The sequence below is a fragment of the Thalassolituus sp. UBA675 genome (assembly GCF_002297765.1).
In the GTDB taxonomy this organism is placed as follows: Bacteria; Pseudomonadota; Gammaproteobacteria; order Pseudomonadales; family Oceanobacteraceae; genus Thalassolituus.
In genome coordinates this window covers 252,824-270,285 of sequence record NZ_DBNJ01000009.1, presented here as the reverse complement: position 1 = coordinate 270,285, position 17,462 = coordinate 252,824, and the positions used below count along the sequence as shown (strand labels likewise).

The following is a 17,462-nucleotide window of genomic DNA, read 5'->3' as shown; positions in this document are numbered from 1 at the left end:
ATCAGGCATGTAACCCAGTGACACCGGGTTCAGTGAAACGCCTGAGAATGACCAACGGAATACAACGCATGACACAACAAGAATTACCGAATCATACGGACCCGTTATTTCAGATCGCCGAAAAATTATCGGCGGACTTCTCGCTTTTTCCCGAGTATGAAGACAACGCGGTTGATCACAAAGTTAAAGGCCTGATTGCTCCACAACAATGCGCTATTGAGCTGGATCGACTAAGAAAGCTCAACATCGACGACTATATCCAAAGCGTCGTTGCACCCAGCGAAAATCCTCAGCGCACTGACGCAAAGAGTATCGTTCAGCATCTCGTTGTTCGTGTGGTCTCAGAAGTCGAAGACGGGCCACTATACTGCGCTGAAGCAGACCTCGATTTTGGTGGTCAGATTCGCCGTGTTGGCTTTATCTGCCAGAACCGCTCCCACTCCAATGGAGCCTGGGGACCGATTCATCACAACCGTGCGGCACAACAGGCAAAGAATTACGCCAGTCGTGCGATGCCGATCATCACCTTTATCGATACCCCAGGGGCCGACGCTGGTGAGTTGGCCAATGCCAATAACCAGGCGCACTCAATCAGTCATCTTATCACCGAGATGGTGAACAACGATGTACCGACCATCGGTATTATCTGGGGCGCAGGTTACTCTGGCGGTGCTATTCCTCTGGCCGCGACAAACATCCTGCTGTCAGTACGCGATGGTATTTTCAATACGATTCAGCCGCAGGGGCTTGCCAGTATCGCTCGCAAGTACAACCTGTCATGGCAGGAATGTGCAAAGTACGTCGGCGTATCCGGCTACCAGCTGCGCGAATCCGGCGTGATTGATGGCATCATTGATTACGCACCGACCGATGCCGATGAAAAGCGTGCAAATCTGCTGCGTGCAATTACCAGTGGCATTCAATCCATCGAAGAAGGTGCGAAAGAATTTACGCGCAATAACCCTTACCTGATGGATCACTACAAGCGCAGTATTGATCGTTTTCTGAACCCATCAGAAAAACTGTCAACGCTTGAGAATAACGCGAATTTCTTCCTTGCTCAGAGCCCGACAGAACATATCAATATTTTCGGCCTGTGCTATCGCTATACTCGCTACCTGACCCTGCGTCGTCGTATTCACTCGACCACGGTTGAGAACTACGGCCGCCTTGCGGACAAAGAAATCCCAGCGGGTCAGCTGGAGCAACGCATCCAGAATGAGCAGAACCGTAAGTTCCAGAAATGGCTACAGGCGCCTGAAAAAATCGTGTACGACGATGGCCTGCAAAAGAGCTGGAAAACCTTCTGGGCGAAATACGAAGAACGTGACGAAAGCCGTAATACCATCGTCCGTCTTTTCCTGGGTGAACCAAAGAATAACTACCTGAAAGCAAAGCAGGACCTTTGCTTTAATTTCGGCCTGTATCTGTTTAACCGCTGGAAGTCTGATGCCGCGGTTAATTTCCAGGGCCTGCTTAATTACCTTGAAGACTATCGCCAGAGCCGCTTTTTGCTGCGCTCGTCCGATATTCTTGATGCCGGCGCCGTTGCCGATTTTATTGAAGACAATCCGCACCCACTGGCGGCTTATATTCGTGAGCAGTTACCACACGAAACCCGTCAGGAGCTGACCTCCGAGCGCAACGCCGAAAAAGGCAAAGGGACCCTGCGTCAGTCTCTGGCGACCGCGCTGAATACCATTCTTTCAGACGAACTACTGCCAGAAAGCATCCGTGCCGAACTGAAACTCTCGACACGTTCAGAAGCTCTGTGCAACAACGAAGAAACACAAGCGACTGAAGCCAACCGCCGAATTATTGAAGAAGCGCTGGCACCGTATATTCAGTTCCGTCAGGAAAATATTCAGAACCCGGCTAATCCAGACATCACGATTCTGGATGCCATTCTGCATGACGAACTGCGCGAAGAGTTCCGTCACGTCTGCCAGAACATGCTGGTGTTCGGCAGCCTCTACGACAACTTTATTCATAACCTGGTCAGTGTCGCGAAAGAAGCGAACAACAACCGTGCGCTTTCCCGCGACTCTGTGAAAGCACTGTTGGATAAGTCTCTGTCGGAAGCGACCAAAGGCGAAAGCTACACCATGAAGGAGCTCGAGTCTTTCAATTACTGGCTCAGCTATTTCATCAAGAGTTCGCAGAGCGGTGAATTCCTGAAGTCTGTCGAAGAGTGGAAAAAGCTCGCGTTCCCGCGCTTGTCCGAAACTCTCTTCGTGGTGATCACGTTTATTTTCGAGAAGCTTCTGCCTGAGTACTACAACGCAGAGCAATCAGGAAAGAGCTATAACGGGCGCATCAACCCGGTCAGCATCGGTCGTCGTAAAGATTTCTGGAACCGTCTGACCATGGCCTATCACGACCTGCTGATTCAGGACGTACTCGACGACACCAAACGTCAGAAGCGCACATCACCGAAGGCCATTATTGAGCGTTTCTTTGATAACTTCGAAGAGATCAATGCCAACCTGATGTCGGCAGACCCAGTGGCCTTTCCGGGTTTCCGTTCTTCTATCGAAAAAGCACTGAAAAATAATATTCAGCCATGTGGTGTTATCACAGGCCTGGCGGATATTAATATCGGCGGCAAGACACAGCGTGTCGGTGCCTTGGTATCGAACCTCGATTTCCAGGCTGGCGCTTTTGATATGGCCAGTGCAGAGAAATTCTGCAAATTAATGGTCGAATGTGCTCGCCAGCAACTGCCTGTCGTTTGCTTCGTATCCTCCGGCGGTATGCAAACCAAAGAAGGTGCGGCGGCACTCTTCTCAATGGCTGTTGTTAACGACCGTATTACCCGCTTTGTTCGCGACAATGACCTGCCTCTCGTGGTCTTTGGTTTTGGCGACTGTACCGGTGGTGCTCAAGCGAGTTTCGTAACGCACCCGCTGGCGCAGACCTATTATTTCTCAGGTACAAATATGCCGTTCGCAGGGCAGATTGTTGTACCTAGTTACCTGCCAAGTACCTGCACTCTATCGAACTATTTATCCGTTTCTTCAGATTCAATGGACGGACTGGTTTCGAACCCATTCTTCGACGATCTCGATGAACGCCTGCGCGAAATTGACCCGGATATGCCAGTGGCACGCTACAGCGTTAACGATGTACTCGAACGAGTCCTTGAAGGTTATGTTTCTGCCGCACGCATGGCACCACTGACCGCCGAAGACGAAGTCAGCCAGAAAAAATACGGCAAGATCGACAAGGTCATGGTTCACGCACGCGGCTGTACCGCAGTGAAGCTGATCCGCAAGGCACAGGAAAACGACATTAAAGTCGTACTGATCCAGTCTGACCCGGATATGGAATCCGTACCTGTTGATATGCTTGGTCCACAGGATCGCGTTGTCTGTATTGGTGGTAACACACCGGATGAAAGTTACCTCAACGCCAAGTCTGTCTTGCGCATTGCGCATCACGAAGGTGTTGATGCACTGCACCCGGGAATTGGCTTCCTGTCAGAAAGCAGTCAGTTCGCTGCACTCTGTGGCAACCACGACATTAATTTCGTTGGCCCACCGGTCTCTTCAATGGAAACCATGGGTAACAAATCGAACGCCATTAACACCGCGATGCGCGTTAACGTGCCTGTTGTCCCCGGCTCCCACGGTATTCTGACCAGCTCCGCGAATGCCGCGAGCGTTGCAGATGAAATTGGTTACCCGGTACTGCTTAAAGCCGTACACGGTGGTGGCGGCAAAGGGATTCAGGTTGTTGAATCAGCAGACCGCATTCACGCCCTGTTCCACCAGATTTCTACTGAAGCAAAAGCGGCCTTTGGTAATGGTGATGTATACCTCGAGAAATACGTGACGTCTCTGCGCCACATTGAGGTTCAGGTTCTGCGTGACTCTCAGGGCAACACCAAAATCCTGGGCCTGCGTGACTGCTCCGTTCAGCGTAATAACCAGAAAATTTTCGAAGAATCAGGCTCTACCATGCTGCCGCGCGAGCTGGAGCAAGGTGCCTACGATTACGCAGAAAAACTGGCAGACGCTGTCGACTATGTTGGCGCCGGTACCGTTGAGTTTATTTTCGACCTCGACAACATGGCGATCTACTTCATGGAGATGAACACCCGTCTTCAGGTAGAACACCCTGTGACCGAACTGGTTTCTGGTATCGACATTGTCTCGACTCAGTTCCGTATTGCGGAAGGTGGTGATATCGCTGATCTGAAACCAGATCACAAAGGCTACGCCATCGAAGTTCGTATCAACGCCGAAAAAGCCGTATTCAAAGGCGATGACGTGGAGTTTGTTCCAACACCAGGAACGATCCGCGAATGTGTATTACCGAAATACGACCACATCGAATTAATTTCGATGGCGGCAGCAGGCAAGCAGGTATCGCCGTTCTATGACAGCATGGTCGCGCAGATCATCTGTTATGGCGAAGACCGTAACGACACCATCGCAAAATTGCGTAAGTACCTGGATGAAGTAAAAATCACCGGCGTATGCACCAACATCCCGCTTCTCAAGCGCGTGCTGGACGACAACGTATTTGTTGATGGCGTTTACGATACGACTTATCTGCCGAAATTCCTGGATCGGATTGATCTCGATGCACTGATTAAAGACATCGAAGACGCGGCAGACATGAACGCAGATGCCGTCGACGCCTCGCAGCTCAAAATTGAAGGCTCAGACGAACTGAAAGTACTTTCACCGTCGACCAGTATTTTCTACGGTTCATCTTCTCCGAGTGAGCCTGCCTTTGTGAAAGAAGGTGACGTGATTGATGTTTCTCAGACCCTGTGTCTGATGGAAGCCATGAAAATGTTCACACCGCTGAGCCTTAAACAGTTTAACCGTGCTGGCAGTCAGCTCTATCCGGCTAAGCAGAAGTTTAAGGTAACTCGTGTTATGAACACGGATGGTCAGCAAGTGAATCAGGGCGACCTGCTCTTCGTTGTGAAACCTGTCGCTGAGGCCTGATCGCTCGTCTCACGCTTGTGATCAGCTCAGTTAATAAAAAAGCCCGCAATTGCGGGCTCTTTTATGTGTTCTTTTTATTGATAGGCTTCGTTGATCAGATTACTGGTTTCCTGCAGGAGCTGATCTCTGACCATAGTTCTCGCCCGGTGCAGACGGCTCTTAACCGCCGCGACTGACTGCCCTGTTTTATCCGCGATTTCACGATTAGTCAGCTGTTCATAATCCTTCATCAGCAGTACTTCGCGATATGTATCGGGAAGATCACGGATAGCCCGCGTCAGGTCGATCAATTGATCCTGCTCAGGCGTCGTGTTTAACCACTCCAGGGCGGTACCATCACCATGCGGGTCGAAATCAAAGGCAACACGCCCTAACCTGCGACACTCGCGGCGAGTTGTCGTAAACAGCCATGAAGATAACGCTGCTACGATTTTAAGACTGTCTAAGCGGCGCGATACAGTGATCAGTACTTCCTGCACGGCATCATCGACGTCATTAATCACACAGTGCTTCATTGCGTAGTTGTGAATATTCGGGCGAACTGCCTTCAGCAGCTCAGATAAGGCCTTATCATCCCCCGCCTGAGCGCGCTCAATAACCGCTTCCTGAATTTCCTTAATAGTCACCGAACCAACTCCTTATCCCTTTCAGTGAAATATTTTTTCTCGCTGGTGAATCCTTTTTGAATCCTGCCGCCTCTTATAGAGACCTACCGCCAGACTGTCACCTCATTACGAGCACAGCGGCCTAGTTTTATAGAAGTTTGACTATTTTTCTACAGGAGAAACCCGAATGACGACCGAAATGATGTCACTGCTGACGTTTGCGATGACCTGCCTGATTGTTCTGTTACTTCAGGCCACCATTGCAATGAAAGCGTATGGGATATCGTACTTTATGAGCAACCGCGATGAAGCACCCGCTGAGGAAAGCCCTCTCGCGCAACGCTTTAACCGGATTGTCAGCAACAACATTGAAACAGGTTTCATCTTTGTCGCTCTGGTTCTGGTCGCTGCACAAACAGAGATTTCAAACGGGCTGACCGTTTGGGGTTCAATTGTGTTTGCCGCAGCACGTATTGTTTACCCTGTGATCTATGCGGCGGGCATCCCTGTAGTCCGTACCCTGGTCTGGGACACTGGCATCGTTGCCCTGTTTGTTATCTTCACAGGCATCGTGACTGCCTGATAGCGCACAACCTTTGCCAAAACACTAAAAAAGCCCTCGGTACAGACAGAGGGCTTTTTGATTTAAGCAGTGAGAAGAACCCGCTCAGCTATTCTGGATCATTTTCTCTTTCATTGAGTGCAGCAGGTCACGCAGTTTGGCCGCCTCTTCAAAGTTCAGATCCTTCGCAGCTTTAAACATATCGTCCTCAATTTTGGATATGCGTTTCCCGAGTTCCGCTGCGTTCAGGTGCTGCCAATCGTCCGCCGAATAGCCTGCTTCCTTCTCTGCCACCTGCTGACGAGCACGTCCTCGCTGCTTGCCTTTTTTACCCGGAGGCGGAGCAGCCTCAAGAATATCTTCGACTGACTTCATAACACCTTTCGGTGTAATACCATGCTCTTCATTAAAGGCGAGCTGCTTCTCACGACGGCGATCGGTCTCATCCATTGCCCGCTGCATTGAATCGGTCACACGGTCAGCGTACAAAATCGCTTTACCATTCAGGTTACGCGCCGCCCGACCAATGGTCTGAATCAGAGAGCGCTCAGAACGCAGAAAGCCTTCTTTATCGGCATCAAAAATAGCAACCAGAGAAACTTCCGGAATATCCAGACCTTCCCGCAGCAGGTTAATGCCCACCAGCACATCAAACTCACCTAAGCGCAGATCGCGGATGATCTCAACCCGCTCAACCGTATCAATATCGCTGTGCAGATACCGCACGCGAACCTGCTGTTCATGCAAGAACTCGGTCAGGTCTTCGGCCATCCGCTTCGTCAGTACGGTAATCAGAATCCGCTCGCCCTTCTCAACCCGCTGATGAATTTCATGGAGTGAGTCATCCACCTGACCGGTGGCCGGGCGAATTTCAATTTCAGGGTCCACCAGCCCGGTCGGGCGAACAACCTGCTCGACCACGTTGTCCTGATGATCTTTTTCATAGGGCCCCGGCGTGGCAGAAACAAATATGCACTGCGGTACAATCGATTCCCACTCTTCAAAACGCATAGGCCGGTTGTCCAGTGCCGATGGCAAACGGAAACCAAACTGAACCAGAGTTTCTTTACGAGAGCGGTCACCCCGGTACATGCCGCCAATCTGCGGAATCGTCACGTGCGACTCATCCACGAACACCAGCGCATCGTTGGGTATGTAATCAAACAAGGTCGGCGGCGCGTCGCCTGCTGCACGCCCCGACAGATAGCGGGAGTAGTTCTCAATACCCGAGCAGTACCCAAGCTCCTGCATCATCTCAAGATCGTACTTAGTGCGCTGCTCAAGTCGTTGCGCCTCTACCAGAAGATTCTCTTTGCGGTAGTACTCAAGGCGCTCTTTCAGCTCTTCCTTGATGCCTTCAATGGCATCCAGAATTTTCTCGCGTGGCGTCACATAGTGCGTTTTCGGGTAGACGGTGACACGCGCCAGGCGGCTGTATATCTGGCCAGTCAGCGGGTCGAAGGTACTCAGCTGCTCGACCTCATCATCAAATAACTCCACACGGATAGCTTCATCATCGCTTTCCGCCGGGAAGATATCGATCACCTCACCGCGCACACGATAAGTACCGCGATGGAAGTCTGCGTCATTGCGGGTGTACTGCAACTCCGCCAGTCTGCGCAGAATGTCACGTTGATTGACCTGATCACCGCGCACAAGGTGCAACATCATCTTAAGGTAAGAATCAGGATCACCCAGACCATAAATAGCCGACACGGTGCAGACGATAATGGCATCACGACGCTCCATCAGCGCTTTAGTCGCAGACAAACGCATCTGCTCAATGTGCTCGTTCACCGAGGCGTCTTTATCAATGAAAGTATCAGACGACGGGACGTAGGCTTCTGGCTGGTAGTAGTCGTAGTACGACACGAAGTATTCAACGGAGTTATTCGGGAAGAACTCTTTGAACTCCCCGTACAACTGCGCTGCTAATGTTTTATTGTGGGCCATTATGATGGCCGGACGCCCACACCGGGCAATCACGTTGGCCATGGTGTAGGTCTTACCGGAGCCCGTTACACCCAGCAAAGTTTGTTTGAGCAGGCCGGCATCGACACCTTTCACAAGGCCATCAATAGCTTTTGGCTGGTCGCCTGCGGGCGAATATTTGGATGACAGCTCGAATGGCTTACTCATGAGGATTCCAGTTAACGTCTAAATCCAGTAAGATTATACGTTGTTTTAGGGCCTATTTTGAGGCCCGCTATTTTTTAGGCACACATCGTGGCCGTGCTAGAGGAAAGTACATTGGATCTTAAATTGTCTGATCGCGTTCAACTGATCAAGCCATCCCCGACCCTGGCGGTGACCAACCGTGCAGCAGAGTTACGAGCGGAAGGCAAAGACATTATCGGGCTCGGTGCTGGCGAACCGGATTTTGATACTCCGGACCACATCAAAGCAGCGGCTGCAGAAGCTATCGATAAGGGCTTCACCAAGTACACAGCCGTTGACGGTACCCCCGGTCTCAAGTCTGCCATTATCGACAAGCTGAAAGCAGACAATGGCCTCAGTTACGAACCGAACCAAATTCTGGTTTCCTGTGGTGGTAAGCAGAGCTTCTTCAACATGGCTCTCGCGCTGATCAACCCAGGTGACGAAGTCGTGATTCCAGCGCCGTACTGGGTATCTTACCCGGATATGGTCAAAATCGCGGAAGGCGAACCTGTCATCATCGAGACCGATGAATCGACTCGTTTTAAAATCACCCCAGAGCAGCTGGACGCGGCCATCACAGACAAAACCCGTCTGGTGGTACTGAACAGCCCGTCAAACCCATCTGGCGTGGCATACACCAAAGATGAATTTATTGCTCTCGGCGACGTTCTGCGTAAATACCCAGACGTACTGATCGCAACCGACGACATGTACGAGTACATCTGGTGGGCTGACTTTGGTTTCGAAAACATCGTTACTGCCAACCCAGACCTGTACGAGCGCACTATCGTTCTGAACGGTGTCTCAAAAGCCTACAGCATGACTGGCTGGCGCATCGGCTACGCGGCAGGCCCGGCTAAGCTGATCGGCGCAATGAAGAAAATTCAGTCACAGAGCACGTCTAACCCTGCGTCTATCTCTCAGGTTGCTGCAGAAGCAGCACTGCGTGGCGGCCGTGATTGCGTGACTCCGATGGTTACCGCATTTAAAGAACGTCACGATTACATCGTTGATGCACTGAACGGTATTCCGGGCATCACCTGTATCCCAGGCGATGGTGCTTTCTATGCCTACCCTTGCGTGAAAGGCGCTATGGAAAAACTGGGCATTACTGACGACGTTGAATTTGCTGAGAAGCTTCTCAGTGATGCAGGCGTTGCTCTGGTTCCTGGCTCAGCCTTCGGTACACCGGGTTATATGCGTCTGTCGTTCGCGACTAGCATGAATACTCTTCGTGATGCCGTTGCCCGACTGAGTAAAGCGTTGAGCTAATTGCTCAAGCTATCAGTTAGCAACTCTCATAAAAAAGCCCGCTGATGCGGGCTTTTTTATTGGTAGAACTGCCAGTTCAGCAATGAGCTTAAACGCCCAGATATTCGCGTAGCTCTGGGTCGCTGAAGATGTATTCCCACAGACGGTCGAGTACATCGTTTACCCATTTTTCGTTGTATTCTTTCACCGGTGCCGCAGCCACACGACGCGATTCGCTCAGACCATACGGCTTAGTGAACGTCGTATTACCATCCAGTACCGTCATATTGAATCGAATACTGACACTGCAGGCTGTGACCAGAAAACCTTCATTACAGCTGTAACGGAAACGATTCACCGCCAGCTCAAGCTTCACCGGATCAAGCGGGCTTTCACCACCGAACCCGAGTTGCGTCATGCTGTCCTGCAAGCGACGCGTCAGCACCGCCGACAATTCATCCTGAACATACAAAGGAGAGTTTTCGGCCAGACGTCCACCACGGCTACCCAGCGACTGACGCTCGTCAGGGCTGATTTCTTCGCGGTTGTCGACCACACGAATCAAGGCACCACGGGACACCGACGCAGCGGGCTGCTCGATTTCATAGTTCTCGCTCAGTTCAATGGTCTGCGGTGCAAGAACACACCCCGTCAGGCCGGTGGCCAGCACAGTGCTGGCCAGCAAAGTCAGAACGCTCTTACGCATTCGGTACATCCTTCTCTGCACGTTTAAATACCCACTCTGTGGCGGTCGATTCTTCTTCAGAAAAGCGATAGCCCGCCACATCAAATTTCTTCAGATCTTCAGGGTTATCAATACGCTGAGTGATCTGGTACGCCGCCATCAGGCCTCGCGCTTTTTTCGCATAAAAACTGATAATTTTGTACTTACCGTTTTTCTCATCACGAAACACTGGCGTGATCAGGTCTGCTTTTAACGCCTTCGGCTTCACCGACTTGAAGTACTCGTTCGACGCCAGGTTCACGATGGTATTGATACCAGATTGCTCAGTGAGTTCATTCAGAGCGTCGGTGATCTTGTCGCCCCAGAAAGCATAAAGATCCTTGCCGCGATCGTTGCCGAGTTTCGTACCCATCTCAAGGCGATACGGCAGAATCAGATCCAGCGGACGCAGCAAACCATACAAACCTGAAAGAATACGCAGGTGACCCTGTGCGTAATCCAGGTCGTCTTTGCTCATATTGTCGGCATCAAGGCCGGTATAAACGTCCCCTTTAAACGCCAGCACAGCGGCTTTTGATTCCCCTTCAGGAAAAGGAATCTTCCAATCACTGTAACGCTGCACGTTCAGCTCAGACAATTTCGGGCTCAGCTTCATCAGAGCGCCGATTTCGTCCGGAGAATACTTACGCAATACATCGATCAACTCAGCCGAATCATCCAGATAATCTGGCAGACTGTACTGATCCGTAACCGGCGGTGTCTCAAAATCCAGAGTCTTGGCGGGTGAAAGCAATGTAAGCATGTCGATCCTCAGCAGATATTGGTTGCGGTCATGATACCTTGTGCCCGCGTAACTCCCAAACGTGTCCTGTGTTTTGGCATTCCGGCCCGTTATGTCCGGTCAGGGCTGCCAATGCAGCCACTGTAATAAAGATGTGAGAATGGCCGACACAGGATAAATTCACTCTGTCGTGTTTCCTCAAACGAGTCATCAAGAGGTGTTATAAATGGCAAAAGATATTCAGGGGCTGGGCTTAGGTCTGGCGGTACGCTTTTCTGGCAGTGAGTTCGCCAGGAAGTACAAGCTCCGCCGTCCGGCAGAAAAGCTGGCCTACGCAGGCACCAAGAAAGGCTTCGAAGTCATCGGTCAGATGGTGGCAAAGAAGAAAGCTAAGAAATCCGAAGATCCTAAAATGCTGCCAGAGCCGAGCACGGCTGGCCTGTTCGACCTGACCCTGTCAGAAGAACAACAGATGATCAAAGACACCGTGCGTTCATACGCCGAAGAAGTTGTCCGCGGTCTGGCGCACGATGCCAACGAAGACATGAAACTGCCGGAAACTTACCTGCAGGACATCATGGACCTCGGCCTGAACTACTTCTCAGTGCCAGAAAGCATGGGCGGCGCGGCTCAGAGCTACAGCCCGACCACCAACGCCATCATTGCTGAAGAGCTCGCCTGGGGCGACTTCTCACTGGCCTACGCCACACTGGCCCCCGTTGCAGTCGCAAATGCCATCGTTAAATGGGGCAACCAGAAGCAGAAAGAAAAGTACCTGCCTGAGTACCTGGCAGAAACGCCTGTTAAAGCAGCGATTGCGGTACAGGAACCTACCCCTCTGTTTGATCCGGCAAAACTGTCAGCAAAAGCGAAGAAAACCAAAGCCGGTTACACCATCTCAGGGGTTAAGAGCCTGGTACCGTTTGGCGGCGAAGCGTCAATGTATCTGGTGGCAGCGCGCTACAAGCGTCGTAACCGTCTGTTTATTGTTCCGGGTGATGCACCAGGCGTTCAGTGGCAAGCAGCTCCGGCCATGGGCCTGCGCGCTACCGCAACGGGCACACTGACTCTCGACAAAGTACTGCTCGGCCCGGATGCCCTGCTCGGCGATGACAGCTTTAACTTTGAAGCCTTTATGGACCTCGGCCAACTGCACTGGTGTGCACTGGCCATCGGTGCCTGTCAGGCAGCACTCGATTATCTGATTCCTTACGTGAATGAGCGTGAAGCCTTCGGCGAGCCAATTTCTCACCGTCAGGCGGTAGCCTTTATGGTTGCGAATATCGGTATCGAACTCGAATCTATGCGCCTGATGGTCTGGCGCGCAGCGGCACTTGCTGAAGCTGGCAAGCCATTCCATCGCGAAGCCTACCTTGCACACATCCTGTGTTCTGAAAAAGCCATGGAAATCGGCACCAACGCAGTTCAGCTGCTGGGTGGCCATGGTTTCACCAAAGAACACCCAGCTGAGCGCTGGTATCGTGATCTGCGGGTTCTGGCCTGCATCAACGGCGGCATGCACCTGTAAGGAGAAGCACAGATGATTAATTTAGAAAATCCGAAAAAATTCCGTGCCCTTGTTAACCAGGCACACCAGGTGGCGGCGAGTGTTTTCCGTCCGGTATCGCGTAAGTACGACCGTTCTGAGCACGCTTACCCAGTCGAACTGGACATGCTGGCCTCCATCATGGACGGCATGAACGACGGCACCACAGGCGAAGGCGCCGGTGCTGGCAAACTGAAGCAGGATAACGGCCCGAAGAAAGAAGGCATCCAGAACGGCACCAATATGTCGACAGTACTGTCTCTGGCGGAGCTGTGCTGGGGTGACGTTGGCCTGTCTCTGACATTGCCACGTCAGGGCCTGGGTAACGCCGCGATTGCAGCAGTTGCCGACGACGAGCAGTTTGCACGTTTCGGTGGTAAGTGGGCAGCGATGGCCATTACTGAACCAGGTTTCGGTTCTGACTCGGCAGCTGTTCGTACCACGGCGATTCGTGATGGCGACGAGTACATCATCAACGGTGAAAAAATCTACGTTACCTCAGGCGAACGTGCTGACTGCGTTGTGGTCTGGGCGAGCGTTGACCGCTCTCTTGGCCGTGCGGCGATTAAGTCGTTCATCGTAGAGAAAGGCACGCCGGGCATGGAAGTTGTCCGTCTTGAGAAGAAGCTGGGTATTAAAGCGTCTGACACCGCTGCGATCACTTTCACCGACTGCCGCATTCCAGCGAGCAACCTGCTGGGTGATCCAGAGGTTAACGTTGAAAAAGGCTTTGCCGGTGTCATGCAGACCTTCGATAACACCCGCCCGGTCGTTGCGGCCATGGCGATTGGTGTGGCTAAGGCCTCTATCGATCGCACCCGCGAACTGCTCAAGCAGCTCAAGGTAAAAACCGATTACCGCACGCCGTACAAACTGGCCTCACAACTCGAAGCCAAACTGTATCGCTATGAAGCAGAATGGGAAGCAGCACGCTTGCTGACTCTCAAAGCTGCATGGATGGCCGACAACGGTATGCCGAACTCTAAAGAGGCGTCCATGTCGAAAGCTAAGGCTGGTCGTACTGCGAACGAAATTACCCTTGGCTGTGTCGAGATGCTTGGCATGCTGGGTTACGGCGAAGACGAACTGCTTGAGAAGTGGTCGCGTGACTCGAAGATTCTCGACATCTTCGAAGGCACACAGCAGATCCAGCAGCTGATTGTTGCTCGTCGTCTGCTCGGCAAATCATCCGCCGAACTGAAGTAATCTGTACGACAAACTAAGCACGGGGCCTGGCGCCCCGTTGCTGTATTAACAATGATAATTTTCCGGTAACGTCGCACTCCGGACTTTCGAGCGAGACTCTTACCCGTATGACTCAATACAACGAAAAACTGGTTTCACTGCCGAATATTCTGACGCAATTGGCAAGCCAGGCCACAAGCATTCCGATCAAGCTGAAAGGTGTGTATGAACTGGCAACCAGCAAACCTGAGAAAGAGAAATCAATCGGACTTCTGCTTGAGAAACACGCACGCCAGCGCCCAGAACACATCGCTATCCGCTACGAAGATGTGACTTACACCTATGATCAGGTAAACCGTAAAGCGAACCAGATCGCGCATTATCTGACCTCTCAGGGCATCGGCAGCGGTGATGTGGTTGCCGTGGTTCTTGAGAACCGTCCGGAAACCCTGATTTCAGTACTGGCCATCGTCAAGCTCGGTGCCATTGCCTCCATGATCAACACCAGTCAGCGTGGCGACGTACTGCTGCACAGCCTGACCCTGGTCAAACCGAAAATAATCATCGTTGGCGAAGAGATGCTGGAGAACGTTAAGACGGTCGAAGGTGATCTCGATGACGCTTCGCTGAAGTCGCTGCATTATCTGCGCGACACCGGCGAAACTGCATGCCCAGAGCACTACACCAACATCCTGACGGCCATCGAAGGCCAGTCGGACAAAAACCCGGATTCCACCAAAAAAGTGAAAATGCACCAGCCGTGCTATTACATTTTCACCTCCGGTACCACCGGCCTGCCAAAAGCCTCCGTGATGAGCCACTATCGCTGGTTCAAGTCGCTGGCGGGCATGGGTCTGGCGTCCATGAACATGAGCAGCAAAGACATTCTGTATGTGTCTCTGCCGCTGTACCACAACAACGCACTGACTGTATCCATGGCTGCAGTTCTGGGTTCAGGCGCCTGTATGGCGATTGCGCGTAAGTTCTCAGTGTCACGTTTCTGGGACGACATCCGTCACCACAACGCGACGGGCTTCTGCTACATCGGCGAGCTGTGCCGCTACCTGCTGAATGCGCCGGCCAAGCCGTCGGACTCCCAGCACAACATCCGTGTCTGTGTCGGTAACGGCCTGCGCCCGGACATCTGGATGCAGTTTAAAAACCGTTTCAACATTGATCACATCAATGAGTTCTACGGTGCATCCGAGTGTAATCTGGTATTCACCAACGCCTTTAACCTCGATAAAACAGCGGGTTTCTGCCCTCTTTCGTACAACATCGTTAAGTACGACATCGAAGAAGACGCACCACTGCGTGATGACAAAGGCTTTATGATTCCGGTGCAACCGGGCGACAGCGGCCTGCTGATCACCGAGGTGAACGACAAGCAACCGTTTGAAGGCTACACCGACGAAGACGCCACCAACAGCAAACTGCTGCGCAACGTCTTCAAGAAGGACGACTGCTGGTTTAACACCGGAGACCTAGTGAATAACCAGGGTTACAAGCACGTATCCTTCGCTGACCGCCTGGGTGATACCTTCCGCTGGAAAGGCGAGAACGTCGCCACCACAGAAGTTGAATCCATCCTGATGGAACTCGACAGCATCGAACACGCCGTTGTCTACGGTGTTCAGATCCCTCACACCGATGGTCGTGCGGGCATGGCAACCATTACGCCATCTGTCCCTCTGGAAGAGTTCGACTGGGCAGCGCTGTCTAAGCACGTTCGTGAGAAAATGCCTGCTTACGAGATTCCGGTATTCATCCGCGTGCGCGAGCAGCAGGAAGTCACCGGCACCTTCAAATATCGTAAAGTGGAGCTCAAGAAAGAAGCCTACCACCTCGATAAAGTGGGCGATGAGCCAGTGTATGTGATCGTTGGCAAAGACAACGATTACACCGAGCTCACCAGCGATACCGAAGCGAAAATCGACGCAGGTGAACTCAGCCTCTGATCATCTGACGGTTATCGTCATTGCCAGTGCAGTCATTCTGCACTGGCATCCCCTTCTTAACGCCTGAACCTTTCCCCTATCCCCGCCCCCTTGTGGTAGAATTCGCCGCTTTCTTTGCACGCTTGCGCGAAGTTACGCCGCAAACATGAGGACACAAGACATGACAGTACCTGTCGGAATTATCATGGGCTCCAAGAGCGACTGGCCCACCATGAAGCACGCAGCCGATATGTTGGACCTGCTGGGCGTAGACTACGAAGTCAAAGTCGTTTCGGCGCACCGCACCCCCGACCTGCTGTTTGACTACGCAAAAACCGCACACGAGCGTGGCCTCAAGGTCATCATCGCGGGCGCAGGCGGCGCAGCGCACCTGCCGGGCATGGCAGCATCCCAGACCTCACTGCCAGTATTGGGTGTACCGGTAAAATCCCGCGCCCTGAACGGCATTGACTCACTGCTCTCCATCGCTCAGATGCCAGGCGGCGTAGCCGTTGGTACACTGGCCATCGGTGATGCAGGCGCGAAAAACGCAGGTCTGCTGGCCGCACAGATTCTGGCCACCTCAGACGCTGACCTGATGAAGCGTGTTGACGAGTTCCGCGAAACTCAGAAGAACACCGTATTGTCGCAGCCAGATCCACGAATTATTGAATAACCGCAGCACGGACATCCCGATGAAAGTAGGTATTTTAGGTAACGGCCAGCTTGGCCAGATGTTAGAAACCAGTATCACTGATCTTAAGGATATTGAGGTTTCACTGTACGACCTGCGCGCGCACACCGACGAAGCGCTGGAAGCATTTATTGCCTCGGTCGACATCCTCTCGTACGAGACAGAAAACATCCCGGCGCACATCGTGACCTTACTTGAGCCACACGCCGACAAGCTCTACCCAGGCCTGAACGCCCTGAAAACCTTCCAGAATCGTCTGCTGGAGAAAAATGCACTGCGTAATGCAGGCATCGCCACCGCAGAATTCCGTGCCGTGAACTCACTCGAAGACGTTCATACAGCGGTACAAGAACTCGGCCTGCCGATCGTGATGAAAACCACGACCGAAGGTTACGATGGCAAAGGCCAGTTCGTACTGCGTACGCCAGACGACGCAGCACCGGCCTGGAACTCCATCGGCAATCGCGAACTCATCGCTGAAGCCTTTGTACCTTTCGAGCGCGAAACCTCAGTTATTGCCAGCCGCGACCGCGACGGCAATATCGTCGTATTCCCAATGACCGAAAACGTACACCACGAAGGCATCCTGCGTTACAGCCTCTACCCTGCACCGGCACTCTCACAAGAGAAAGCTGAACAGGCTGAGCGCTATATCCGTCAGCTGGCAGAAAGCCTCGACTACGTCGGCACCATTACCCTTGAGCTGTTCGATACCGAAGACGGCCTTGTTGGCAACGAAGTAGCGCCACGCGTACACAACTCTGGCCACTGGTCGATTGAAGGCACCGAAGCCTCTCAGTTCCGTAACCACATGCTGGCCATCACAGGCAAAAGCCTCGGCGCGACCGAGCCTAAGTTTGCCTCCGTCGCTATGCTCAACGTGATCGGCGAAGAAACTCCGGCAGAAAAAGCCGAGAGCATCGACAACGCCTACCGTCATTCCTACGGTAAAGAAGCACGCCCTGCCCGTAAGCTCGGCCACGTAACCGTGACAGGCAACACCGATGCAGAACGCGACGCCACCATCACAGAACTGAACGCCCTGATGCCCGAAGGCATCTGGCCACCGAAACACTAAATGGAGCTGACCGGATT

General features: G+C 52.4%; 12 protein-coding genes. 8 read left to right on the top strand and 4 right to left on the bottom strand.

Translation table 11 applies throughout. The features are described 5' to 3' along the window. Positions 1-68 precede the first annotated feature (68 nt). Positions 69-4,961, top strand: a complete 4,893-nt coding sequence (locus B3007_RS05025; protein WP_301390815.1) for a biotin carboxylase N-terminal domain-containing protein — start codon at positions 69-71, stop codon at positions 4,959-4,961. 74 nt (positions 4,962-5,035) lie between these two features. Here the strand turns inward: B3007_RS05025 and B3007_RS05020 are convergent, their stop codons facing one another. Beyond that, positions 5,036-5,587, bottom strand: coding sequence for an RNA polymerase sigma factor (locus B3007_RS05020; protein ID WP_068438844.1), 552 nt, complete (start codon positions 5,585-5,587; stop codon positions 5,036-5,038). A 166-nt stretch (positions 5,588-5,753) separates the two neighbouring features. On the opposite strand from B3007_RS05020, the gene B3007_RS05015 reads away from it, so the two are divergent. After that, positions 5,754-6,149: an MAPEG family protein gene (locus B3007_RS05015; RefSeq protein ID WP_301376609.1), complete on the top strand. Its 396-nt coding sequence runs from the start codon at positions 5,754-5,756 to the stop codon at positions 6,147-6,149. A gap of 84 nt (positions 6,150-6,233) precedes the next feature. On the opposite strand, the gene uvrB is transcribed toward B3007_RS05015, so the two are convergent. Further along, positions 6,234-8,267: an excinuclease ABC subunit UvrB gene (gene uvrB / locus B3007_RS05010; protein WP_297533265.1), complete on the bottom strand. Its 2,034-nt coding sequence runs from the start codon at positions 8,265-8,267 to the stop codon at positions 6,234-6,236. 111 nt (positions 8,268-8,378) lie between these two features. Here uvrB and B3007_RS05005 point away from each other — a divergent pair, with 111 nt between their 5' ends. Next, complete coding sequence (locus B3007_RS05005; protein ID WP_068437466.1) at positions 8,379-9,560, top strand: pyridoxal phosphate-dependent aminotransferase; 1,182 nt, start codon at positions 8,379-8,381, stop codon at positions 9,558-9,560. An 88-nt stretch (positions 9,561-9,648) separates the two neighbouring features. On the opposite strand, the gene B3007_RS05000 is transcribed toward B3007_RS05005, so the two are convergent. After that, positions 9,649-10,245: a YajG family lipoprotein gene (locus tag B3007_RS05000; protein WP_076514747.1), complete on the bottom strand. Its 597-nt coding sequence runs from the start codon at positions 10,243-10,245 to the stop codon at positions 9,649-9,651. Beyond that, positions 10,238-11,026 (bottom strand): peroxide stress protein YaaA, encoded by a 789-nt coding sequence (gene yaaA, locus B3007_RS04995; RefSeq protein ID WP_301376610.1) that lies wholly within the window; start codon positions 11,024-11,026, stop codon positions 10,238-10,240. The genes B3007_RS05000 and yaaA overlap by 8 nt, the downstream gene beginning before the upstream one ends. 205 nt (positions 11,027-11,231) lie before the next feature. Here yaaA and B3007_RS04990 point away from each other — a divergent pair, with 205 nt between their 5' ends. The 5 genes from B3007_RS04990 to B3007_RS04970 all read left to right on the top strand — a co-directional run bounded on the left by B3007_RS04990 (position 11,232) and on the right by B3007_RS04970 (position 17,445). Further along, complete coding sequence (locus B3007_RS04990) at positions 11,232-12,533, top strand: acyl-CoA dehydrogenase family protein (protein ID WP_301376611.1); 1,302 nt, start codon at positions 11,232-11,234, stop codon at positions 12,531-12,533. A gap of 12 nt (positions 12,534-12,545) precedes the next feature. Further along, complete coding sequence (locus B3007_RS04985; RefSeq protein ID WP_297533262.1) at positions 12,546-13,757, top strand: acyl-CoA dehydrogenase family protein; 1,212 nt, start codon at positions 12,546-12,548, stop codon at positions 13,755-13,757. A gap of 107 nt (positions 13,758-13,864) precedes the next feature. After that, positions 13,865-15,694 (top strand): long-chain-acyl-CoA synthetase, encoded by a 1,830-nt coding sequence (locus B3007_RS04980; RefSeq protein WP_301376612.1) that lies wholly within the window; start codon positions 13,865-13,867, stop codon positions 15,692-15,694. A 160-nt stretch (positions 15,695-15,854) separates the two neighbouring features. Further along, on the top strand, positions 15,855-16,349 hold the full coding sequence (purE, locus tag B3007_RS04975; RefSeq protein WP_068437450.1) for a 5-(carboxyamino)imidazole ribonucleotide mutase: 495 nt from the start codon (positions 15,855-15,857) through the stop codon (positions 16,347-16,349). 19 nt (positions 16,350-16,368) lie between these two features. Next, positions 16,369-17,445, top strand: a complete 1,077-nt coding sequence (locus tag B3007_RS04970; protein WP_301376613.1) for a 5-(carboxyamino)imidazole ribonucleotide synthase — start codon at positions 16,369-16,371, stop codon at positions 17,443-17,445. The last annotated feature ends 17 nt before the right edge of the window (positions 17,446-17,462 follow it).

Coding starts and splice junctions, on each gene's coding strand:
- B3007_RS05025 (WP_301390815.1), top strand. CDS start 69: ATGACACAACAAGAATTACCGAATCATACGGACCCGTTATTTCAGATC.
- B3007_RS05015 (WP_301376609.1), top strand. CDS start 5,754: ATGACGACCGAAATGATGTCACTGCTGACGTTTGCGATGACCTGCCTG.
- uvrB (WP_297533265.1), bottom strand. CDS start 8,267: ATGAGTAAGCCATTCGAGCTGTCATCCAAATATTCGCCCGCAGGCGAC.
- B3007_RS05000 (WP_076514747.1), bottom strand. CDS start 10,245: ATGCGTAAGAGCGTTCTGACTTTGCTGGCCAGCACTGTGCTGGCCACC.
- yaaA (WP_301376610.1), bottom strand. CDS start 11,026: ATGCTTACATTGCTTTCACCCGCCAAGACTCTGGATTTTGAGACACCG.
- B3007_RS04990 (WP_301376611.1), top strand. CDS start 11,232: ATGGCAAAAGATATTCAGGGGCTGGGCTTAGGTCTGGCGGTACGCTTT.
- B3007_RS04985 (WP_297533262.1), top strand. CDS start 12,546: ATGATTAATTTAGAAAATCCGAAAAAATTCCGTGCCCTTGTTAACCAG.
- B3007_RS04980 (WP_301376612.1), top strand. CDS start 13,865: ATGACTCAATACAACGAAAAACTGGTTTCACTGCCGAATATTCTGACG.
- purE (WP_068437450.1), top strand. CDS start 15,855: ATGACAGTACCTGTCGGAATTATCATGGGCTCCAAGAGCGACTGGCCC.
- B3007_RS04970 (WP_301376613.1), top strand. CDS start 16,369: ATGAAAGTAGGTATTTTAGGTAACGGCCAGCTTGGCCAGATGTTAGAA.